The organism is Catenulispora pinisilvae (assembly GCF_015356865.1).
GTDB classification, from domain to species: domain Bacteria; phylum Actinomycetota; class Actinomycetes; order Streptomycetales; family Catenulisporaceae; genus Catenulispora; species Catenulispora pinisilvae.
Genome location: NZ_JAAFZA010000007.1, coordinates 73,792 through 95,804 on the forward strand (window position 1 = coordinate 73,792; position 22,013 = coordinate 95,804).

Here is a 22,013-nt window from a genome sequence, read left to right on the forward strand (position 1 = left end):
ACAGGCATCACGGGAAGGGATGCGGCCACGGATTGACCTCACCCGCTGTCACCGCACGGTCCAAGCCCTCGATCCGCCGCAAGTGGTGCCCGAACGTCATCGGCAGCAGCCCCGGCGCCAGCACCTTCGCGCACGCCAGCCGCGCCGCCGCGTGCACCGGCGTCGTCTGGTCCACGACGATCACTTCGAGTCCGCTCGCCGCGTAGCGTCCGACCAAGGCGTCGAGGTCCGCGCGCAGGTCCGGGTCGGGCGGCCAGGCGTACCGCTCGGTGAGTTCCGTGAGGTCCAGCGGTGTCGGTGTAGGTGTCGGTGGCGGAGTCAGTGGCGGTGTCGGCGAGTCCGGGTTTCCGGCGCCGCGCAGGAAGTCCAGGCGTTCGGCGGCGACGGCGTCGCAGTACAGCAGCGCGTGGTCGTCCATCAGCCGGACCGCCTCCGAGTCCAGGCGCATCCGCTCCGCCTCGTCACGGCGCTCCGGATACAGCATGAGGTAGGCCTCGACGGCGGTGACCAGTTCGTACAGTGCCGACAGCACGCCGCGCTCGGGATCGAGCCCTGATCCCGCGGCGCAGAGCACCGCTGGCCGGTCGGGGCGGTGGACGCGGTCCCTGGCGAGCGCCCAGAAGCAGGGCACGCCCTCCTCGCCGGTGATATCGAAGACCTCTACGTCGTAGCCCTGCCGAACGCGGATCTGGTCCGCCAGCAACGGAATCCGCCGATCCCGCGCCGTCGACAGATCGATCGGCGGCGCGGGGGTCCGGGTGTACCAGGTACGCAGAAACGCGTCGCGCTCCGCCAACTCCAGCAGCCCGTAAAGCGCCGCCTCCTCGATGCAACCGCCCAGCGCGCAACCGTTGGAGATCTCGGAGACGAACGGTCGCGGCCCGCTCGCGTGCCGCTGCGTCCGGTAGTACGCCAGGCTCTCCGGCACCAGGATCGGGCGCTCGTCGGTGAGCGAGTAGCCCCACACCCACGGCATGCTCAGATCCGGATGGTAAGCCTGATAAGGAAAGCCAGGCTCCTGATAACGCGCGGGTTCGTGCATGCCGACCGTGCTCGGATCCAGCACCGCGCCCGAATGGGTCGCGGACAACTCGTGGTAGCTGCCCGAGACGACGGTGCGCCGGCCGCCCGGCCGACCGCCGCCTAGGCGCTCCAGAGCCTCCGCCACGGCGGTCACCCTGGCGGTGCGGAAGTCGAAAGCCCGGCCGTATCCGCCGTCGACCGACTCACGCGGCCCCACCTTCGACTCGACGAAAGGCAGCGTGTGTAGCCCGCGCGCCCTGAGGTCCTTGACGATCCCGGTCTCGTCGTCGACATAAAGCGTTTCCAACGCGGCCGCTTCGCTCAACAGGTCACGGACCCGGGTGCCGGCAGGGGAGGGCTTCAGCCTGACCTGCCGGGGGATAGCCGCGAGTTCCGGGCCGTCGTCGGGCATCTGGCCGCAGTGCGGGCAGTGCGGATCGGGCAGGAACCTGTGGTGCGTCACGCGCAGGTCCGCCAGCCGCAGTACGGTCACGGTACGCAGCCCGGCTCCGGACACCGACGCCCGGCCGCACAGGGCCTCGGCGAGCGTCGCGGCCAGGTCCGCCGCGAGTGGGGTGAGCAGCGGCGACACGTGTGCGCTGAACGCAGTCCCGTAGCGTTCGCTCAGGGCCCGGCTCTCCGCGTGATCCGAACGCGCCCCGGCCCGGCGCTCGGCCGAGCACAGGTCGCAGCCCGCCGTGCCGGGTCGCACCACCGGCCCGATGACGACCCGATCCAGCTCCGCGACGACAGGCAGCCAGGGCATTCCCATGGCCCGCGCGGCATCGGCCATGATCCGGCCGGCTTCGGCGGTGTCCGCAGTCAGGATCCGAATGCTGTCAGTGCTCGTATCGGCAGCCGCGAGCCTGCGGCCGACGGCGCTGCCCAGCACGCCGCCGAGCACGCTGTTATCAGGCATCGATGACCACGGCCTTCACCAGATAGGGCAGCGCCTCGACGGCGGCGGGATCGTGGTCGAGCGGTACTATCAGTGCTCGATGACGCGGCGCCGCCCCGCGCAGACTCCTGAGCGCGGTGTCCACGGCCTCATCCCACTCAAGCCCGTGTCCCAGGCCCAGGCCCCGCGAACCGGGATCCGCCTTCGCACTCGGCACGACCGCCGACACAGGCACAAGCGACGCCACTTCACGCTCCGGCGACCAAGCCCACACCGCCGGACCCGAGCGCGTCGGCACGAAGCGTCTCGGATCGAGCGCCAGACTCGCGTAGCGCGCCAGCGCCCGCCGGGCCGCCAGGATCCGCGCCGTGCCGAAGTCCGGCGCCACGCCGTAAACGCGGTGCGGCCGATCGCCCGGAGGGGCGCCGTGCGGAGCGGCACTGCCTGGAGCGACACCGCGCGGGTCGCGCACCGTGGCGGTCGTCGCGCGGCGCGGAAACTGCGGCAGGCCTTCCTCATCCAAGCTGCCGATGAGCCCGGTGTGTTCGTCGATGCAACGCGCCGCGCGCCGGGAGAACTCCTGCGCGTCCACGGCTGGCGCGGCGCGCAGGGCGGCGATCGTGGCCAGGAACTCGGACTCGCTCTGTGCGGTGGCTGGTAGCGCCGCGGGATGAGGCCGGTAGCCGTGCCGGCTCGTGGACAGGTCGGTCAGGTCGAGCCGGATCAGGACGTCTTGGCGCGCGTCGTCCTCGGCGGTGGCCAACTCGCGGAACCGGTGCGCCAGCTGAGCCGCCGCGATCTCCACGGCGACCGGTTCAACAGGACGGCGCGCCGGTGCCGCACCGTGTTGCCCGTGGATACGCAGCCAAGCCCCGATCCAGCCCCCGGCCATGCGCGCCGCACCCGGCCCCAAGACCGGCCCGATCCAGCACGCCGCATCATCAACGGCGGCCGGGACGAACCAGACGCCGTTACGCCGACAGCGATCATCGAGCTCTGCGAGAGCGGCGACCGGAAGCGGAAGCCCGGTCCCGGCGACCACGACGACGGCGTCGTGGCCGTGATCGACCGAGCCAGGGTCCTGGCTCGTCGCGACCTTCGCCACGCCGGCGTTACTGAGGTGCCGCGCGAGTGCGTCAGCCGCCGGCCCGGCGCCGAGAACCAGCACGTCGGCATCGGCGAAGGACTGCTCGCGCCGCGCGGGCCCGTCGTCGGCCGGGTCCTCGATCAGACCGAGCGCGTCCAAGCGGGCCAGGACGCCGAGCACGGCCGACCGGCGCTCGTCGTCCAGGCCCGTCACCAGGCGCTCGACAGTGCTAGCCCCGTTCAGGAAGGGGGTCAGACGCTCGATCCAGGTGTAGAACCCCGGCTCGGCGATGAGCTCGATGCCCCGGCTCGAATGGATATAAGCAGTCTGTTGGCCGCTCGGCACCACGAAGACGTCGTCGCGGAGCTTCGGTGCGGACCGGAGCGTGATCATCGGCGGTCCTCAATGGGAAGCAATGAATACGTCGGTGCGGGCACTTGACGTTCGTGCCCGATCAGTACGGTCAGCAGGACGCTGCGATCCTGATCCTCGTCCCGGATCATCCGGTCGGCCTGCTCGACGATGAAGTCGCACCTGATCCCCGCAGCGAGTCCGGTTCCCGTCGCAGCCAGTGCGATCCGCTGGCCGAGGATTCCCGCAGATGAGTTGAGCAGGCGGTACCACAGGTCGCCGTGCGTCGCGTATCCGTGTTCGTAGTCGCCCACGACGAGCAGCGCGCACGCTGCTTCGAACCCCGCGAGCTCCCCGAAGCTCCCGGCGGCGAACAACTCGCGAGGCGTGACGCCTGGGAGCCCGGGTGCGAGTTCTCCGGACGCGCCGTCGAAACGGTGGCAGCCGACGCTGAGCCCGGAGACCCGGCCCGCGACGCAATGGACCTCAGCCCCGGACGTGAAGTCGGCTTCCACGGCCTCGGTCGCCTCATCGAGGACGGCCAGAACCTGCGCACGATCGATCTCCGCGATCGCGAATCCGGATCGCGGTGTGTGCCGTCGCGGCATGCGAGTGATCACGGCGGTCGTGGCGCCGGATAGAACGTCAGGGCCCGCAGTCACGACGGCACGCACCGTCTCGGCCGTCTGGTCCAGCCCCAGGTACTTCCCCAACCGGTCATCGTCGAAGAGGCCATGTACTCGCGGCCGCAGCCCGGCCGCTTCCAGCAGGGCCGACGACTGACCGGCCAACACTCCGGTGTCCAATGCCTGGAGCCGGTGTCCGAAGCCGCCGTACCGGGCGAGGTTCGAATCGTGCCGCGAGGTGAACAACAGCAGCAGCTCGGGACGCGACTCAGGCGCCCGGCTGAGGCAGCCCGCGAGGTCGGAGCGCAGGTCGTCGGGGCGCAGTAGTTCCAGCGCATGAGGGCCGGGCAGGTAGTGACAGAGCCCGAATTCGGCCGCGACGTACACCTCACCCGGATACGCGCCGCCACCCGACGGCACCGAACGGCCCAGACCCACGCCGCCGCGCGACCACTCGATGCGATTGCCGCCGTAGAGCAGTGCTAGCAGAGTGTTTAGTCCCTCGGCGCTTGAGGGATCCACACCGTTCCACATCGGCGGCGGATAGCTCAGGGGCAGTACTTCCGCCCCGCGATGAACCTTGGCTGCCGTGTTGCGTGCGGTCAGGTCCATCGTGGGCAGCGGGCTTCCGTACTCCGCGTGGAAGCGTCGCGCCGCGCGGCCGCCGGTCTCGGCGCGGAACGGATATTCGTTCGTCGACGTCATCTCATGCATGGTCGGCGGTCGCGGATACGGGGTTGGGATTTTCTGCCACTGTCCGCAGCACCAGGTCCAGTGCGCTGACGCCGTAGACCTCCTCGACGGCGTTGGCGGCGAGATGGCAGAGCAGATAGCGAGTCAGGCCTGGAACACCGAGCCGCGTGAGGTGCAGGTAGGTGTAGTTGAGCATCAACCGGTAGCGCAGGAAGCGGGGATCGCGGTACATCATGTCCTTGTAGGCGACGTTGCCCGCGATGGCCTTGTGCAGGGGGCTGCGTTCCAGCATCGGCTCGATGCCGTTCTCGGCGTCCGTCGGGATGTTCGCTTCGGGGATCTCGCCGGCTTCGTAGAGGGCGGCCCATCGGGCACCGAGCGGTTCGATGGCCGCTATCCAACCGCGCTCGAAGGATCCGCCGCTGGCTGCTTCTGCTTCTGCCTCTGCTCCTGCCCCTGTCTCTACCTCGGGCTCCGTCACTGCCTCGTCAGCGTCGAGGACATCGACCACCGATCGCACCAGCCCGGTCAGCGCGGCGCGGTTGCCGGCGTAGTTCTGTTCGAACGTGTCGCGTGCCGTCGGCGGGACGGTGCTGAGGTAGCCCTCGGCGTGCGAGCGGAGCGAGACGAAGCCACGCCGGATCGTCGGGTCCTGGGGGTGGCGGCACAGGGCGTGCGCCGTGGCCAGCATCAGGCGCAGCGCCAGTACCTGCCGGTCGGCGCCGGCCGCGACCGCTTCGAGGTGCTCGAACAAGTGGGTGTTGGTCTTGGCGTAGAACAGGGCCAGTTCGTCGGCGCCGACCGGGCAGCCCAGCACCTCGATCCGGCGGTCGTGCTCGTGCCAGGTGATCGTGTTGTCCTGGTAGAACGGCGTGAGCGGCCCGGGCTCGCGTTCGAGTTCGGCGAGCCGGCGGTGCGCGGGCAGCACCCGCGCCACGTCGAGCTCCGGCGCGGTGGACGGATGCGCACGCAGATAGCCGCCGACGAGCTCGGTCACCGCGGGCCCGACCACGTCGTCGAAGACCGCGGGCTCGGCGTGCACGACGAGCCGCAGATGCGGTCCGCGTCGCCAGTGCCGCAGGACGTAGACGGAGTCGACGTGCGGCACGCAGCGCTCGATGGTCGGCCGGATCGCATCGAGCAGCAGCCGGTCCCGGTCCTCGGCGAAGTAGGCGATGTGCGCCGCCCGCCATTCGCCGGCCGCCGACGCTGGTGTCAGGGTCATGACAGTCCTCGTTCCGGTTCGACACGATCGGTGGAGCTGGTCGGGGAGCTTGCTGCCGGGCTTGATGTCGAGCTTGACGCGGCTACGTCGGCCAGGTTCTTCGCGGCTGGGTCCTGCGCGAGCGAGCCATGCGCTGCCAGGTCCCGCGCCGCCGAGTCCTGCGCGAGCGAGCTATGCGCCGCGACATCCCGCGCCGCCAAGTCCCGCACGGCCAAGTTCGCCAGGCCGCGCAGCACCGCCTCCTGGCCGAGCCGCAGGCCGAGCCGGTTGCAGGCCAGATGGCCCAGGCCGGCGGCCAGCGTGCTCGGATCCGCGGCGTGGACACCGGCGGTGCGGACAGAATCGAGCCAGCGCCCGGCCGGATCGCGGTCCGGCCCCGGCGGCACGTCCGGCGCGGTGCGAGCGGCGCGGGCCACCGGCAGCAACGCGGCGCGCTGACGCCGGTAGAGCTCCTGGATCGCCGAGCTGACAGCCGGGCCCGCCGGTGGCGTGGCGATACCGCCGGCCAGCAGCGCGAAGCAGTGCGCACCGCGCTGCTGCTCGCCCCAGCCCTCGCACACGGCCGCCAGCGCGAGCTCGCTGCACACCCCGAAGTGTTCCTCGACCGCGCGCAGTGCGAATCCGTACCCGTATTTGCCGTGCTCAGGCCGGTAGGGCACGAAGGCATGGCTGTCGTTCGGAGCCAGCCCACCCACCTCGACGTCCGGCTCCCACACCGTGAGCCGGCGCGCCAGTTCGACATAGTCCTGCTCGGCCATCGGCCGCGACGGGGGAATCCTCGAATAGAGCGCGGTGACGTGCGCCGATACCAGAGCACGAACTTGCTCGTCGTGCTCAGCCCCGGCGAGCCGAAGCCGAACCCTCAGATGCGGTCCGTCGGCCCAGTGCCGCAGGAAGAACCAAGACCCGATCAGGCCCTGTCCCCGCAGGTCGGACAGCAGGTCAGGAAGTAGTTCCCTGATGATCGTGTCGAGCGGAGTCATCGTGTAGACGTGGACGCCGACCCACTGATCCACTTCGTCCACGTCAGGCTCCTTCCCAGGACGAGCCCACCTCGAGGACGAACTCGGCCGCGTGCCGGCTCCCCGACGGGTAGGCGGGCGCGTCGGCGAGGTCTGGCAGCGCCTCGGTGAGCAGCAGAGGGCGCCCGGAGGCCACGGCGCTCTCGAACACCCGCACCAGATGCCGGTGTGAGAAGTCGACGTACAGCGGCTTGCGGTCCTTGTCCTGAACCGTCGCGCCGGGCAGCGCGCCAGGGGTCCGCACGGTCAGCATGCGCAGGAAGCAGCGCATCGGCACCGCATGCCGTTCGCGCCAGTCGTGCAGTTGGACCAGGAACGAGGCGTCGGAGTGCGCCGGGTCGGGGGTCGGCGCCGTGCCGGGCGGCAGGAACCAGGCGGCCCGGCGCAGCACCACCGAGCCCAGCGTGACCCGAGGCAGCCTGCTGGGCGCGCCCGATTGGGCTGCCGGAGCCTGGGCCTGCGCTGGCCAGAACTGCGGCCAGTCCGACCAGAAGGAGTACGAGGTCTGACCGAACGCCTCCACCAGAAGCCGGGCGGGCATCGGCAGAAGCGGAGTCGCGAGCAATCCGAGGTGCATCGGCCGCACCTCACGGCCGAGCGACCGGCTCTCCAGCCGAAGCTGCCGGCCGGTCGGATCGGCGGTTACCATCAGGTCGCTCGGGCTGATGCGGCCGTCGCGGTCGCGCCCGCTCCAACTCGCCGCCAGGTCGATCGCGTATCGCAACTCCGGCGTGCGTTGATTCAGGGTGCTGGCGAAGCCGGCGTCCAGTTCGGCGTACAGCGGTCCGTCCATACGCTCTTCGGCGCCGGGCTGAGCCACTCGGAGCAGCCTGTTCGTCCGAGCGCGCCAGATACCTCGGCCGCAAGCCAGAGTATTGAGGACGGCGCCGATCCGCCCTTCGCCATCGGGAAACGACTGGACGTAGCACGTGTACCGGTCGTGGCTGGCAGGCGGTTCGATCCAGTCGGCGGTCAGATCCCGCACGGACTCGGGATCGAGGCGACCCCGTTCGACGAGCCGCAGAACCGTGGCCTGCCGCTCGACGTCACGCGGGATGGGTTCATAGCTGTCCTGCTCCTCCCACCAAGACCCAAAGTTCCGCACGAACGAGACGAGCGACTGGCGGAATCCCGCGCCCGACTCCGCGACGGCGCGCTCGTACAGGGCGGTGCGACGTGGAGTGAGCGTGTCGAACGGCGCCAGCAGACGCGGCACCAGGGACAGGTGCGTCACCACGTCTCGCCAGGCGGATTGATCGAGTACCGCGGCGTCCGAACCCAGCACACTGTTGTGGAAGAAGGTGGCACGCGGGTCGAGTTCGTCATCTGATTCGATCAGCCCGATACGCCGAGCCGCACTGGCGGTGTTGCGATGCAGGGATCGTGCGATCGCGCGATGCTCGGCAGGGGCGGTACGCGGAAAGCGTTCGAGGTCCGCCGCGATGGCGTGCAGATCGTCCAACACGCCGGCCAATCGCTCACTACGGTCGTCGACCGGAGAGTTCTCATCCAGCCACGCGGCGAGTGCCGCGGCATCAAGTTCCTGGTCGGGCAGCGGCAGTAAGCGCTCTAGCAGCCCTGCCGAGATCAGCTGTGTAACAAGCGGATGGACTGTCGCCGAAGCCGCGTCCACCGGATTCTCTTGTCCAGCAGCCTCGCGCAGCGTCGCGCTCAGAACGGCCGGGGTGCGGGCTGAGCGCGTCGCGCGTAACAGAGCCGCGAGCGAGTCGTTGAGGGCGAGTGAGCGTACCGAGCCCGCCGGGCCCGGTGCTGTGAACAGCAGCCGATCGCCTCCCGCGGCCGATTCGGTGTCAGTGAACGGATTCACCCGCAGGCGGGCGACCGCGTCGAAGTCGGGAAGGTGAGCGAGGGCCGCGGCGATTCGCGACAGGGGGAGCAGGCTCAGTTCGACGGTGTGTCCGCGTTGCGTCGGCTCCAGCCGCGCCGCCGGATGCTCGGCGGTCTCCGACTCCTGCGCAGCGCTCCAGCGCCCCAGCCCGCTGGCGGCGAACGTGGACAGCGGGCTCGGCTTGGCCATGGCGCGCGCTGCGTACTTGGCCAGCCGGACGCCTGCCTTGTCCAGTTCGCGGCGGCCGGAGCCCTCGCGCAGTCGGCCGGCCCAGCGGTTCGAGTCCTCGTAGAGGTCGGGGCTCGCGTAGCTGACGCCGAAGGCGAAGTCCTCGTCGTGCAGGAGATCCGCCAGCGCTACGGCGGCTTGGCTCAGCTCGTCGGCCCGCACGCGTTCGAGCTCGCGAAAGGCTTCCGCGCGCTCGTCGCGTAGCTTCAGGTGCCGCTCGATCCGCTCTGCCAGTTGTGGGCCGAGCACTTCCGGAATGCCCGTGGTGTCGAGCAATGCCCTGATACGGATGCCTCGATGCACAGCGCGCCGCAGTCCGACCAGCGACGGTTTGAGCGCCTGGGTCTGCGCCTGCGCCTGGACATGCCCCCGCGTCAGCGTCGGCAGATCGCCGATCAGCTGATGCAGCTCGGCCGAGATCACGGCGGCGTCTTCCTCGATGTCCCGGTCCAGCCGGACGATGCCGACCGCGATCTCTGTGCTCCGCACCAGACGAGAGGCGTCGAGTGCGTCGGCGGACAGGCCGGCCACGCGTACCCCGATGCCTACGTCGGGGTGCCGGTCAGCATGGAGTGACATGTCGATCGCCGCTCAGAAGACCACGGGCAGGCGCAGGCCCGCGTGGTTGCCGACGCGGCCGATCGCCAGCTGGAACACGACCGTCTCCCCGGGGTCGGACAAGCCGAGCGCGTGGTGTGCGGCGGCCGCGTCGTACCCGTTGTGCACGCGGGCGGCCAGGCCGTGACAGGCTGCGGCGATGGTGACCCGGTGCGCGGCGGCGCCGGCCGCGAGATGCACTCTGCGAAAGGCGTCGTCTCCGTACTCCTCGACGGCTCGGGCGCGGGGAACGGCCAGGTAGACGGTCGCGGCGGCGGAACGGAAGTTCAGCGAGACCCGGCCGTCCGTCTGGCCGATGCGTTCAAGGCCGGGCACGACATCTCGTTCGGCGACCAGCTGCCAGCCACCGCATCCGGGCGTGGTGCGGTAGATGCCGCAGGGCGTCTCCGAGACGCGGTTCACGCACAGGTATGCGGAGCAGTCCGGCAGCGGAGAGGTAGCCAGCGCTAGGGCGAGGTCATCGAGCAGTGCGCGAGGAGCCGGTTCGGGCCCGGGGTCGAAGATCAGCGGGCCGGAATGGCGTGCCCTGACAATCCTCGCGAGTTCCGAGGGGATCCAGTCCTGCCCGCTCGTAGTATCGCCTGGCCGGGGTGCCACTGCGAGACCGGCCATGGCGTACTCGACGTCAGCGTCAACGTCAGCGTCGAGCCAGCCATCGCAGAGCGCGGACAGGGTATCCGGATCCTGATGAATCTCGACATCCAGACCGGAAGCGAGGGCCGTCAGGTGCAGTGCCCCGACAGTCATGCCTGCTTCCTGAGCACACAGGCGCGGCGCGTAGTCCCCATAGAGTCGCGCCGTCCGCTCGGGCCGCGAGGTGACCACCAACGCGGCGTGGGCGCCGATGTCGTCGAGCAGCCGGGCCACCGAGCCCGGGTCGAGCTCGGCTGTTCTCAGCAGGTGGTGGTGCGCGGCGTCATAGCGGTATATGCCGTGGGGCAACAGCACCTGACACTCGGTGGGGTAGAGGCAGCGGGCTGAGGCTACCGCACGGTGCAGCGGCCATCGGTCGGCCTGCGGGTCGTATCCGGTCAGGCCGACGGCGTAGTAGAGCAGCGTGGACATGCCAAGGGGGTCGCTGTCGTCGGGATCGCTGCTGTGCGGATCGCTGCCGTGGGGGAGCCGCAGTGCCGGTGGCGGCAGGGCGATCCGGACTTCGGGACGGTCGGTCGACGCCGAGGAGGCGGCCCAGGCTCCGCTCGCGTCGGCGTCATGGCCGTCAGCGTGCTGAAGCGAGGCGGGAATCGCGCGGCGCGAGTCGACGGTGTCGGCCCACACGCGGTCGCCGGCGAACGCGGACGGCGTGGCGGTCACCATGCCCGGACCTGATCGAAGCGCGCCGTCGCCAGATCGAGCTCGGCTCCTTCGTCGTCCTCGCCGAGTCCGGCGGCGAAGCCGAGCAGGTGCAGGCAGAGTTGGTGCGCCGCGAGCGCCGCGGTCGGTCCGGCCAGGTACGGGCTTATGCGGCCGTCGGGTGAAGGTGAAGATCTGTCGGCAAAGCCGGTCGCCTCGGCGGTCGTCCCCTTCCCGACCGCACTGACCGCACTGACCGCGCCGACCACGCTGATGTACGCGCGATCGTTCGCCACGAGGATCCGGCCATACGGCGCCTCCGCACGTCTTGCCAGCGCCTCGATCCGCTCTGCCATCGCCACGGTGCCCGCTCCGTCGGCATCCGCGCAGAAAAGTAGCGCTCCGGCGCCGGTTATCGCCGAGTCGAGCTCGCGGTCGGTGTCTCCGTCAGAGTGCTGAAACCGGGCTTCGGGATCGTCGTGCAGCACCGTAGCCGCACACTCCACGAGCCGATCGACGTGCGCCGAAGCTTCTTCGCCCGCCGCCGGTCCCGGTGTATGTAAGCGTACGAACTCGACCCCGGTCTGCAACAGCGCCAAGGCGACGGCACCGGCCAGCCGTCCCGACCCGAGGACCACCGGCGCGCTACGCCGATAGCGCTCGAACCGGCGCTCGGGGGAATCAGGGCTCTGAAGCTCGATGAAGTCGATCATCGCCGCGTGGCGTTCCCGGACCGCGGGACTGAGCGTGTGCGCCTCGTCCGCCGCGGCGTCGCGCACGAAGCCCTCCCGCACCAGCAGCCCGAGCACGCCGTCCACCTGCCTGGCGACCTCCGGCGGCAGGCCCGCGACCAGGTCTTCGCGGCTGCGGCCGCCGTCCAGGAACGGGCGCAGCCGCTCGATCCACGGGTACAGATCCGGCGCGCCCACCGCCGCCGTGTGCCGTGGTCCGCAGATGACGACGCCCCGCTCGGAGGGGATCAACCGGGTGTCCGGGAGCAGCCGCGGCTTCATGGCGCTCCACGCGGTTCGAGAGCGTTCAAGAGCCATGCCTCCGGGAGGGCGAGCAGCTGCCAACGGGCCAGTAGCGGGCGACGCTAGCAGCCCGAATTGGTCTAGTCCACCCTCTTCCCCGGCTCGAATTTCTCAAGTATCGTCCGCCGCGGGTCATCACCCTGATAACCCGTCACCCCACCGGCGATGCCTGGTCGAAAGGCCAGTCGTCAGCTGGTGGAACGGCCAAGGAGGAATTCGATGGACGAGTTCAAGCCCGAAGCTCCCTCGCTCACCGAAGCGCTCGGAGACCTCAGCGCGTTGAGCCTGGACCTGGACGCGCTGACCGCCGGCGAACAGGGCGAGACCCTGACCACCGGGCACGGCATGACCGAGGCCAGCGCCTCGTACTGCTGCGCCCCGCCGCCGAACTGCTGTAACTGCAGCTGCTCCTGATCAGCGCCTGAACCCGCTTGCCCGCTCGCCGCAGCAGCGGCGAGCGGGCAAGCGGGCGTGACCGCAAGAACACGAACATAAGAACACGAATACGAGAAGACGTCAGCGCCTACGCATCTCAGTGCTTACGCATCAGCGACAGATACCGCCCGGTCGGCGTGCCGAGCCCGGTCGTGGTGTCGAAGCCCGGTCCGGTCGCCGGAGTCTGCATGCTGGGCGGGGTCACGGGCATCGTGCCGAGCACCTGGTACAGGATCCAGTTCCAGGTGGTGGGGCCGACCTGGGTGTAGACCGCTGTGGCGGGCGCGGGGCCGGTCAGTGTGGTGACGTCGCGGAAGGCGCCGGCACCGGACAGCTGGTACAGCAGCGGGTTGGCGAAGCCGATCGCCTTGCCGCCCCGGGCCTGCTGCGCGAGCGCCTGCACGCCGGCGAACAGCGGGGTGGACAAGCTGGTGCCGCCCGTGCGGCGCTCGGTGTAGACCCACTTGCCGGGGTCCGGTTCCGTGATCGCGTTGACGGCGGTGCCGCCGATCAGCAGCCCGGTCCTGCCATCGGCGTCCATCGCCACGTCGGGGCCGACACGGTCGAGCTTGCCGTCCGGGCCGGTGGCCTCCTGGTCGGAGACCACGCCGCGCTGGTACCACGGCTGCGGCTGACCGGCCATCCAGCCGCCGCCCGCGCCGCCGCCGATGCCGCCGTCGATCGGCTGCCAGGACTTGCCGTCCGCGCTGAGCTGGTCGGCCGAGTCGCCCCAGCCGGTCTCCCACTCGCGAGAGTTGTCGGCGCCGACGCCCAGCGAGGTGCCGCCCACCCCGGTGACGAACTCGGCGCCGGCCTGGGGGTTGAGGTAGCTGCCGGTCGCCGGGTCGTGTCCGCCGTCGCCGCTGGCGTAGTAGAAGCCGACTCCCTGAACCGCGCCTTCCTCGTACACCGCGTTGTACGCCCGTTGCAGGTCCGGCGTCGTCTCGAACGCCACGGACAGCGAGACGATCGTGGCCGGGGTGTGATCGAGGGTGTAGACGAGGCTGTCGAGGATCGAGCCGTAGTCGGCTTCGGACGTGCCGACGGAGAAGATGTTCGCGTCCGGGGCCATGCCGTGCACGGCCTCCACGTCCAGCGTGTTCTCGATCATGCCGCCGGCGTCAGTCGCCCGGGTCGGGGCCGGGGAGCCGTCGGGAGTTGGCACCACGGTCAGCTGACCGGGGCGCAGCGGCTGCGTGCCCACCTTCTTCGCCCAAGTGTCGACGTCCTGTTGCAGGGTGTCGATGGCCGGCGTGATGACGGCGACGTTCTGCCCCTTGCCGGTCAGGTCGGCCTTGTCCAGACCGTAGACGTGGCGGAGCTGGTCGGGCGTATAGCCGCAGGGCGGTTCGTCGGGCGCCTTGCCGTTCACCGGGGGCAGGTCAGTGAACTGCTTCTGGCCCCAATACGCCCCGCAGGAATCGTCGGACGACGCGCCGGGCGATCCGCCGGAGGACGCGCCGGGTGCGACGGTGTTCGGGTACGACGCGCCTCCCAGCCGCGCCGGACGGTTCACCCCCGTGCCGGTCTTCTGGCCCGAGGCCCCGTTCGCCGAGTGCTCGGTACCGCTTTGGCCGGCTATCGGGACCGAGAACTGGGAGTCGCTGGGGGAGAAGATCAACGGGGAGACGCCGGCGGGCACGGACAGGTCCGTCGTGGGTATCTGCCAGTGATAAGGGTCCTGGGGATCCGGATCGGCGTAGTTGTGGAACGCCACGTCGAACGCCTTCTCCAACTGGCCGATCGTCCCGGTCACGCGCAGCGTGCGCCAGTTCGGCTCGCTGACGGTCAACCCGGCCGCCTTCAGCCAGTCCTCGACGATGCCGAGCTGACCCGGGGTGAGTTGGTCCAGGGCCTGGGTCTGCGCGGCGGTGAGGTAGTGCCCGTAGTCCGGACTCCCCGGCGTCGAGACCGCCCGGGCCTCGGCGGCCACCAGGGCCGGGTCGCGGACGTTGAGAAAGAGGTTGTCGGTCACCGCGATGCCGGGATCCGACGGGCCCAGGTCCGTGAGCCCGTAATCGCTCTGGTAGCCGGTCCCGGTGAGGGTGACCCGGGACTGCGCCGCGGTCGCCGTCCCGGCTCCGCTTATGGTCAGGGTGGCCGTGCAGGCACAGGCCAGCACAGCCGATGCCCATCGACGTTGATCGAACTGCACAGTGGTGCTCCGTCCGCTTCGGGGGGATGACGAAGGCAACACTGGCCCCGGGGTGGCTACGCGGGCGCAAGCAGAGTCCTTACAAAGTTCTAAGGATAGTAGTCGCCAAGTTCTAAGCAGAGTCCTTACAAAGCTCTTAGGCTTGGGCACTTGGATCGTCTCCATGCGCGTATTGGTGGTCGAGGACGAGACCCTGCTGGCCGACACGATCGCCGAGGGGCTGCGCGACCGGGGGTTCGCCGTCGACGTGGTCTACGACGGAAAGGCCGCGCTGGCCCGGCAGGTGCTCGGCGTCTACGACGTGGCCGTGCTGGACCGCGATCTGCCGACGGTGCACGGCGACGAGGTCTGCCGGGCCTGGACGTCCGCCGCCGAGCCGCGCACCCTGCGCATCCTTATGCTGACAGCGGCCTCGGCGGTTCCGGACCGGGTGGCCGGCCTGGAGCTGGGCGCCGACGACTACTTGGGTAAACCTTTCGCCTTCACGGAACTGGCGGCCCGGGTGCGGGCACTGGGCCGGGGCACCCGGGCCGCGACGCCTCCGGTCCTCACCCGGGCCGGCGTGCGCCTGGACCCGGCCCGCCGCGAGGTGACGCGGGACGACATGCCGATCCGCTTGTCCCCCAAGGAGTTCGCGGTGTTGGAGGAGCTGCTGCTCGCCGACGGCGCGGTGATCCCGACCGAGTGGCTGCTGGACAAGGCCTGGGACGAGAACGCCGACCCGTTCACCAACGTGGTCCGCGTGACCATGACCGGGCTGCGGCGCAAACTCGGCGTGCCGTGGGTGATCGAGACGGTCCAGGGCGTCGGCTACCGGATCCCGTGAACCCGTGAGGCGCCCGTCGATGCAGCTGCGGCTGGCATCCTGGTACACCGCTTTGACCATGCTGACCGGACTGATCCTGCTGGTCCTCATCTATCTGCTCGTCGTGCCCTCGATGCCGAGCTTCCTGGCCGTCGCCAGAGCCGCCCCCTTCAACGCGGCGAACACCGTGGCCGCCCCACGAAGCAGTACGAGCGTGGCGGTGAGTTCCTACAACCTGCGGGGCCGGGTGGGAACGTCGATCATCACCCTCGGCAGCCTGGCCCTGCTCACCCTGGCGGTACTGAGCGCCTGCATGGGCTGGCTCCTGGCCGGACGCGTGCTGGACCCGGTCCGTGCGGTGACCGCCACCGCGCGCCGGATCGCCGAACGCAATCTGCACGAACGGATCGCGTTGCGGCGTCCGGCCGACGAACTCAAGGAACTCGCGGACACCTTCGACGCGATGGTGGGCCGGCTGGAGCGCTCCTTCGACGGGCAGCGCCGCTTCGTCGCCAACGCCTCCCACGAACTGCGCACCCCGCTGGCCACGGCGCGCGCCGTCGCGGAGGTCGCGGCCACCGCCCCGAACGCCTCGCCGGACGCCCGCCGGCTCGGGACCCGGCTGCTGACCATCGCCGTCGCGCAGGAGCGGCTGCTGGACAGCCTGTTGGCGCTGGCGCACGACGAGTCCACCATCGACCGCACCGCCCACGTGGACCTGGCCGGGCTGGTGGTGGAAGCCGTGGCCGCGCACCTTCAGAGCGCCCAAGCGGCGGGCGTCGAGCTGCTTACCGAACTGGTCGCGGCCCCGCTGTCCGGCGACGCGGCGTTGCTGACCCGGGTGGTGCACAACCTCGTCGACAACGCGATCCGCTACAACCGGGCCGAAGGCGGCTGGGTGCGGATCCGGGTCGGGGTCGGCGAGGACGGCCGGGCGCGGCTGTCCGTCGTGAATCCGGGTTCGATGATCGACCCGGCCGATGTCAGTGCCCTGTTCGAACCGTTCCGCCGGCTGCATTACGACCGCACCGACCATCCCCGCGGCTCCGGCCTGGGTTTGTCGGTCGTGCGCGTCGTCGTGCAGGCCCATCACGGCACCGTGCGTGCCGAGCCCCGGGCCGGAGGCGGGCTGGAGGTGCACGTCGCCCTTCCCCTGTGCCCCGAGGACGCCGACGACGAGCCGCCTCGCTCGTGATGAGGAGGCGGCTCGTCGCGTGTCGCACAGCTCAGCCGGTGGCGTGCAGGGCGGCGGCGGCCCGGGAGCCGTTGGCGAGGCTGATGACGCCGGTCGTGCTCGTGGCGTCGGCGACGGCCCGGCCGTACGTGCCGCCGTAGCCCCGCGCGGTGGTGAAGGTGCCCCACATCACCGAGTAGGGCTCGATGTCCCCGTCCTCCGTCGGGAAGTAGTCGGGTGCGGGCGGCACCAGCCGTTGGATGATGTGCGCGCCGTCCAGGCCCTGGCGGACCTGTTCCTCCCAGTATTCCTGGGTGACGTGCGGGTCTGTTCCCAGCACCACGCCGATGCCGCCGTGCATCAGCGTCGGCTTCAGGACCAGGCCGGTCCGGTTGTTCAGCGCGTACTCGACCAGGTCCACCTTCTCGCCGTCGTCCAGGGTGCCCTCGCCCTCGGTCAGGATCCTGGTCCACGGCAGCAGCCGGTCCAGGCTGGCCTGTTCCCCGGTGTTGAACAGGTGGCGGTTGGCCTGGTCCGCGACCATCGCCAGCGCGTTCTTGCTGCCGAAGACCTCGGCGTCCAAAGGGGTGAAGATCTGGATTTCGCCCCTTTCCGCCGCGTCCATCAGGGGTGCCATCACGGCGGCTTCGTGCGGGCGCGAGACCAGGTTCTCCAGCATGAACACGCGCCAGACCGCGTCGACCCGCTGCCCCCGCAGCCAGACCGAACCGTCGTCGTACTCCAGTTCACCCAAATGGCAGGCGTCAGCGCGGATTCCGTAGCGCTCGCCCCAGGTCTCGGCGGCGCTGTGCAGGTACTTCTCCAGGGAGGGGAAGCTGCCGGGGGAGTCCACGATCGCGATGAACGGATCGCCCTCGCGCGCGACTCCGGTCTCGGCGAACAAGGTGTGCAGCGCCTCGACCCGGGTGTCGGTGTACTCCAGCGCGTGTTCGGCGGCGAAGGCGGCCAGCGTCGGGTGCTCCAGCATCACCCGCGCCAGTTCGGCGATGTCCACCCCGCCGACGGTGCTGCCCATGTTGAACTCGACGACCTGGAACCCGCCCGGCACGGCCAGCAGATCGGCCCGGGCGAACCGGGTCACCTCCGGGCCGCGGCCGCGCGAGGCCATGTCGATCTGGGTGTCGGTCATCCCCACGGCGCGGGCGAAGGCCGCCAGGTCCCCGCCGAAGAGCCGGTCCGGCAGGCTGACCAAAGCGGTACGCAGGTTGACCAGGTCCTCGGTCAGCCGGGTCTTCTCCTGCGCGGTGAGGAACAGCGGGCACGGCATGAAGCGGCCGGAGGCGAACGCGTCCAGTTCCTTCGCCTCGGCGGCGACCGGGCCGAGTAGTTCAGAGGGCTTGTGCCCGTTGCGCCGTACCAGGTCCAGATAGGCGGCGCTAAGTTCGTCCCCTGCCATGGATCAGCGATCCTCTTCCTCGTCGAGACCGCTGACCGCCGTTCCGGTCCGCGCGTCGTGTGGTTCCTCGGACTCGAACTTCAGCAGATCGGCGAGCACGGGCCGGTGTGCGTGGGGCGCGCCGGATGTGTCCGTACCGATCGAGAAGAACGGGACCTGCTGGCTTTCAGGGCCCTGATGGGCCTCGGCGGTCGAGGCGGTGATGACGGCGTCAACGCCTTCGCCCACCCGGTCATCCTGCGCGTTCACCAGTTCGCACCAGGGGTCCTCGTGCAGACCCAGCACCTGCGAGGCGCGCTCGATGTTGTCCGCCACCGTCCGGGACGGCGGTTCGGCCCGGCGCCCCGTCACCGTGCGCATGACTCCCGTCACCGCGCGCAGGACGAAGGTCTCGTCGTGGACCCGAGCCGTGATCAGCTGCATGGCTCGGACGAACGCCAGCGTGTACGTCCCGGCCGCGTCCCCGTCGTGCGCGACCTGGACCGTGAGCTCGCTCGGGATCCGGCCGTCCAGGCATTGGTCGAGCAACCGAGTCGCGCACCGCGTGGCCGCCAGGACGTCGGCTGTTCCGAGGTGGGTCCGCAGCTGGCGGTAAATCTCATCCCTGAGATACCCCAACTGTGCCGAGGACAACGGTCCGCCGCCGGGGGCGTCGATCTGCTCGATCACCGAGACGCCGCTGGAACCGTCGGCGCGCCGCCAGTGCTCGTGCAGCCGGATCCGGCCGTCGGGCAGCCGATCCGGGACGCTCACCAGCGTGCCGGCCGCGCTCCGCCCGTCCATCGAGACCTGGCAGTAGGCGCCGTCGATGGTGCCGTCCGGACGGATGGCGCCGACCAGGCGGCCGGTGCGCACCTTCCCGCCGGCGAACTCGGCCCACAGCTCGTCCCCGCGGCTGTGGTACAGCCCGACGGTGGTCGGTGCGCCGGGATCGTGCCCTGCTTCGACCGGCCGGAACCGGACGCCGTCATAGGCGAAGCCGGCCTCGCCATGCTCCTGCTCTTCGCCTTGCCCGTGCTCACTGCCTTGCTCGTGCATGTTCATCCCCACGTCACCGCGCACAGGTTCTTCGGGAGGCGGTAGACCTCGCGTTCGAGCATCGAGTTCACGATCAGCGCCGAGCGCACCGGCAGCAGCGTCAGGTTCGCGTCCGGGATGCCGTGGCTGAAGCGCGCCCGGTTGAGCGCGTAGATCCGGTGGCCGTTGCTGCCCTTCCACCGGATCGAGTAGTCGGACTCGACGATCACCTCGCCGTTGTCGTCGAAGTCCACGCGCTCGCGCAGTTCGTCGTCGAACGGGATCGGCGTGCGCTCGCGGCCCATCGCCACCACCGCGTAGGCGACGGGTATCTCAGGGTGCTGTTCGGAGGTCTCGCAGCGCAGCACGACCCGGTCGTCCTCGGCCGTGGCGCCCACGACGTCGTGCCCGACCATGATGTTCGCGGCGAAGCTCCCGGTCTCCAGCAGCGCGTGGTAGTTCGCCTGGTAGACCGCGCGCATCCCACCCGGGGTCAGCGCGTCGCCGGTGGAGCGCTGGCCGCGCACGAGCTTCTCCCGGCTGGACAGCGTCAGCCCCTGGAGGAACTGCTGGTGTTCGGGACGGTAGAACTCGTTCGCGATCGGGGAGTCGTCGATGGTGCGGAACCACTGCCCGCGCCCGATCCAGCGGACGTCGGTGAAGCCCTCGCCGATCAGCCGCAGCACGGCCTCGCAGCCGGTCTGGCCGCCGCCGAGCACCGCCACCGGCACGGTCTTGTCGACCGCCATCTCCGGCAGTCGGTGCACCAGCTTGTCGGCGATGAACACCCGGTCCTCGGGCAGCCCGGACAGCTGCGCCGGGATCGCCGGCCGGGTGCCGACACCGACCACCACGTGCTCGGACAAGGAGCGGGGGACGCCGGCCGAGCTGAGCTGGAAGCCGTCGGCGCCCAGTGAGATCTCGTCGATGTCCACGCCGAAGTGCAGGTTGTCGATCTGGCCCGCGGCCCAGCCCAGATAGCGCTGGTACTCGCGCCGGGGCAGGCTGTCGAACTGGGAGTTGTTCAGGGCGTAGAAGCGGCCCGAGGTCACCAGGTAATTCAGGAAGCTGAGCCGGTGGGTCGGGTCGACCACCGTGACCAGGTCCTTGAGCCAGGAGGTCTGCATGTCCACGCCCGGGTGCAGCAGGGCGGCGTGCCAGGACGGTCCGGGCTGTCGGTCGAACAGGACCATGCTGCGGTCCTGGGTGGAAGCCTGGTAGAGCGCGGCCAGGCTCAGGTTGCTCGGCCCGGCGCCGATGGCCGCCACGTGAAAAACAGGAGTGTTTTCGGACACGACGTGGTTCTCCTCATCAGTTGGAAAGACGTTGCCGCGCCGCGGGCCGGGTACGCGAAGGTGACACGTTCGGCCGCGTGCGTGTTGTGGATGTGGTTGCGCGGGACGTGCGTCGCTCGCGCCGTGAGGACTTTCGGCGCGTGCGTACTTGGTGGATGGTTACCCGTGCAGGAGTTGTTCCGCCGCGTGTGTGCTCGCGGGCAGAACGGTCTTGGCCGAGCCACCAGACCCGGCCGAGAAGGTGAAGACCCCGCCCCCGGCCGCCGCCACCGGCTCCAGGGTGAGCCCGGCGCGGTCGCCGTAACAGTCGGCGGCCACGACCGTGCGCAGGCGCGCGGTCGGGGTCAGGCCCGGAAGCCGTTCGGCCGCCAGGTGCAGGGCCCGGTCGGTGAGTTCCGGGTCGGTGTCGAGCCGATCCGGGTCCACCCCCCAGGATTCGGTGGGGACGCCCAGGAGCATCACACCGTCCGCGGCGGGCCGTCCGAACAGCCCGCTGGTCTCGTCGATGAACGGCGCCGGCCGGTGGCCGGCGACCTCGACGAGCGTGTACTGGATCGCCTTGGTGGTCAGCCCGGCCGCCCGCCAGCCCTGCCGGTGCAGCAGGGCCGGGGTCCAGGCGCCGGTCGCGAGCACGACGACGTCGTACTCCCGCGAGCCGCCGTCCGGCGTCCGCACGTTCCACGAGCCGCCGCTATGCGTCCGCTCCAGGTCCACAACGGGGCCCGCGAGCAGGACGCTGCCGGATCTGACCGCGAAGTCGACGGTCAGCGCCTTGCGGAACTCGTGCGGCGAGATGTAGCCCGCCTCGTGTTCGAACGCTGCGACAGCGTGGTCGGGCAGGCCGCGCCAGCCTTCGGCGGCCAATTCCGCGGCCTCGGCGATCCGGACGCCGGCCATGGCCCGGGCCGCGGCCAGCGCCGCCAGCTGGTCGGGCCGGCTGGTGTCCAGGATGTAGGTGGATCCGGCCCGGCGGTATCCGGCCCATTTGCGCAGCAGCGGATCGGCCAGCAACTCGGCCAGGCCGGCCTCGGCGTTGCCGCGGTGCCAGGGGTCGACGTCGAAGGCGCGGACCAGCCCGCCGGAGGTCCGGCTGGCGTCGCGCCGGCCTTCGGAGGAATCGCCGACAAGGGTTATCTCGGTCCCGGAACAGCGCGAACAAGCCAGTCGCCAGGCCAGTGCGGCGCCGGCCAGGCCCGCGCCGATCACACAGACCCGCGCGCTCATGGATCAACGCATTGGGAAAGGAATAAAGGATTTGTCTCAGGGCTCATTGGTCTATACCCCTACCGTTCTCGCGTCCCGGTATTGTCGGGGTCCCCGTCGGGCATCCAGTAAGCGCTGAAAACCACCACCGGGGTGTCCGGCGAGCTGTTGTGGACGATGTGCGACTCGTTGCTCGCCAGAAGGAAGCCGGAGCCGGCCGGAACCGCGGTGATCGTGCCGTCCGCCGCCTCGACCTCGGCGACGCCGCCGAGCACCAGGGAGAGCTCGACATCGGGGTGCTGGTCCTTGGCACTGGAGCCCCCCGGGGCCACCGAGTACCACATTCCGCCGAAAGGCAGCTGGTCGGCGCCCTGGAACTGCTCCCACCTGATGACCTGGACTGCTCCGGTCGTGCTGGCCTGTGCGGTGGATCGATTGAAGACGTGCATGTAGTGCCCCCTTCGCCCGTGACCTTCCCCCCGCCGAAGGATCCCTCCGGTGAGGCGAGATGCTAGCAGCACTCTTAATCAGTGATCCAGGGTTCTGATATCGGTATCTATGTGTA

Annotated in this window: 17 protein-coding genes; 3 read left to right on the top strand and 14 right to left on the bottom strand. The window is 70.1% G+C overall.

Annotated features, from left to right (window positions below; all coding sequences use genetic code 11):
• Positions 1-7 precede the first annotated feature (7 nt).
• Genes IZR01_RS03750 through IZR01_RS03785 form a run of 8 tightly spaced genes read right to left on the bottom strand, consistent with a single transcriptional unit; the run spans position 8 to position 11,926 of the window.
• A complete protein-coding gene (locus IZR01_RS03750) occupies positions 8-1,942 on the bottom strand; it encodes a TOMM precursor leader peptide-binding protein (protein WP_194922886.1) in 1,935 nt (644 codons plus the stop codon).
• Positions 1,935-3,401, bottom strand: a complete 1,467-nt coding sequence (locus IZR01_RS03755) for a hypothetical protein (RefSeq protein WP_194922887.1) — start codon at positions 3,399-3,401, stop codon at positions 1,935-1,937. Before IZR01_RS03755 ends, IZR01_RS03750 begins: the two co-directional genes overlap by 8 nt.
• Complete coding sequence (locus tag IZR01_RS03760) at positions 3,398-4,690, bottom strand: nitroreductase family protein (RefSeq protein ID WP_194922888.1); 1,293 nt, start codon at positions 4,688-4,690, stop codon at positions 3,398-3,400. Before IZR01_RS03760 ends, IZR01_RS03755 begins: the two co-directional genes overlap by 4 nt.
• Position 4,691: 1 nt before the next feature.
• On the bottom strand, positions 4,692-5,903 hold the full coding sequence (locus IZR01_RS03765) for a thiopeptide maturation pyridine synthase (RefSeq protein ID WP_194922889.1): 1,212 nt from the start codon (positions 5,901-5,903) through the stop codon (positions 4,692-4,694).
• Positions 5,900-6,928 carry a lantibiotic dehydratase C-terminal domain-containing protein gene (locus tag IZR01_RS03770; RefSeq protein WP_194922890.1) on the bottom strand — a complete coding sequence of 343 codons (1,029 nt, stop codon included), beginning with the start codon at positions 6,926-6,928 and terminating at the stop codon, positions 5,900-5,902. The genes IZR01_RS03765 and IZR01_RS03770 overlap by 4 nt, the downstream gene beginning before the upstream one ends.
• Before the next feature lies 1 nt (position 6,929).
• Entirely contained in the window at positions 6,930-9,581 is a 2,652-nt protein-coding gene (locus IZR01_RS03775) for a lantibiotic dehydratase (protein ID WP_194922891.1), read from the bottom strand.
• A 12-nt stretch (positions 9,582-9,593) separates the two neighbouring features.
• Complete coding sequence (locus IZR01_RS03780) at positions 9,594-10,937, bottom strand: nitroreductase family protein (protein WP_194922892.1); 1,344 nt, start codon at positions 10,935-10,937, stop codon at positions 9,594-9,596.
• Positions 10,931-11,926 carry a hypothetical protein gene (locus tag IZR01_RS03785; RefSeq protein WP_194922893.1) on the bottom strand — a complete coding sequence of 332 codons (996 nt, stop codon included), beginning with the start codon at positions 11,924-11,926 and terminating at the stop codon, positions 10,931-10,933. The genes IZR01_RS03780 and IZR01_RS03785 overlap by 7 nt, the downstream gene beginning before the upstream one ends.
• Positions 11,927-12,166: 240 nt before the next feature.
• Here IZR01_RS03785 and IZR01_RS03790 point away from each other — a divergent pair, with 240 nt between their 5' ends.
• On the top strand, positions 12,167-12,361 hold the full coding sequence (locus IZR01_RS03790; protein ID WP_194894586.1) for a thiomuracin/GE37468 family thiazolyl RiPP peptide: 195 nt from the start codon (positions 12,167-12,169) through the stop codon (positions 12,359-12,361).
• Between the two features lie 118 nt (positions 12,362-12,479).
• Here IZR01_RS03790 and IZR01_RS03795 read toward each other — a convergent pair whose 3' ends face one another.
• Entirely contained in the window at positions 12,480-14,537 is a 2,058-nt protein-coding gene (locus tag IZR01_RS03795) for a S53 family peptidase (protein ID WP_194922894.1), read from the bottom strand.
• Positions 14,538-14,700: 163 nt separating this feature from the next.
• On the opposite strand from IZR01_RS03795, the gene IZR01_RS03800 reads away from it, so the two are divergent.
• A complete protein-coding gene (locus tag IZR01_RS03800) occupies positions 14,701-15,363 on the top strand; it encodes a response regulator transcription factor (RefSeq protein WP_194894599.1) in 663 nt (220 codons plus the stop codon).
• 4 nt (positions 15,364-15,367) lie between these two features.
• The gene (locus tag IZR01_RS03805; RefSeq protein ID WP_194922895.1) at positions 15,368-16,537 is read left to right on the top strand and encodes a sensor histidine kinase; all 1,170 of its coding nucleotides are present in this window, start codon (positions 15,368-15,370) and stop codon (positions 16,535-16,537) included.
• Between the two features lie 31 nt (positions 16,538-16,568).
• On the opposite strand, the gene IZR01_RS03810 is transcribed toward IZR01_RS03805, so the two are convergent.
• The 5 genes from IZR01_RS03810 to IZR01_RS03830 all read right to left on the bottom strand — a co-directional run bounded on the left by IZR01_RS03810 (position 16,569) and on the right by IZR01_RS03830 (position 21,897).
• Positions 16,569-17,933 carry a hypothetical protein gene (locus IZR01_RS03810; RefSeq protein WP_194922896.1) on the bottom strand — a complete coding sequence of 455 codons (1,365 nt, stop codon included), beginning with the start codon at positions 17,931-17,933 and terminating at the stop codon, positions 16,569-16,571.
• A gap of 3 nt (positions 17,934-17,936) precedes the next feature.
• Positions 17,937-18,977: an avidin-fold protein gene (locus tag IZR01_RS49995; protein WP_228558886.1), complete on the bottom strand. Its 1,041-nt coding sequence runs from the start codon at positions 18,975-18,977 to the stop codon at positions 17,937-17,939.
• A complete protein-coding gene (locus tag IZR01_RS03820) occupies positions 18,974-20,245 on the bottom strand; it encodes a SidA/IucD/PvdA family monooxygenase (RefSeq protein ID WP_194922897.1) in 1,272 nt (423 codons plus the stop codon). The genes IZR01_RS49995 and IZR01_RS03820 overlap by 4 nt, the downstream gene beginning before the upstream one ends.
• Positions 20,246-20,404: 159 nt before the next feature.
• Entirely contained in the window at positions 20,405-21,469 is a 1,065-nt protein-coding gene (locus tag IZR01_RS03825; protein ID WP_194922898.1) for an FAD-dependent oxidoreductase, read from the bottom strand.
• A 59-nt stretch (positions 21,470-21,528) separates the two neighbouring features.
• Positions 21,529-21,897 carry a cupin domain-containing protein gene (locus IZR01_RS03830; RefSeq protein ID WP_194922899.1) on the bottom strand — a complete coding sequence of 123 codons (369 nt, stop codon included), beginning with the start codon at positions 21,895-21,897 and terminating at the stop codon, positions 21,529-21,531.
• Between the last annotated feature and the right edge of the window lie 116 nt (positions 21,898-22,013).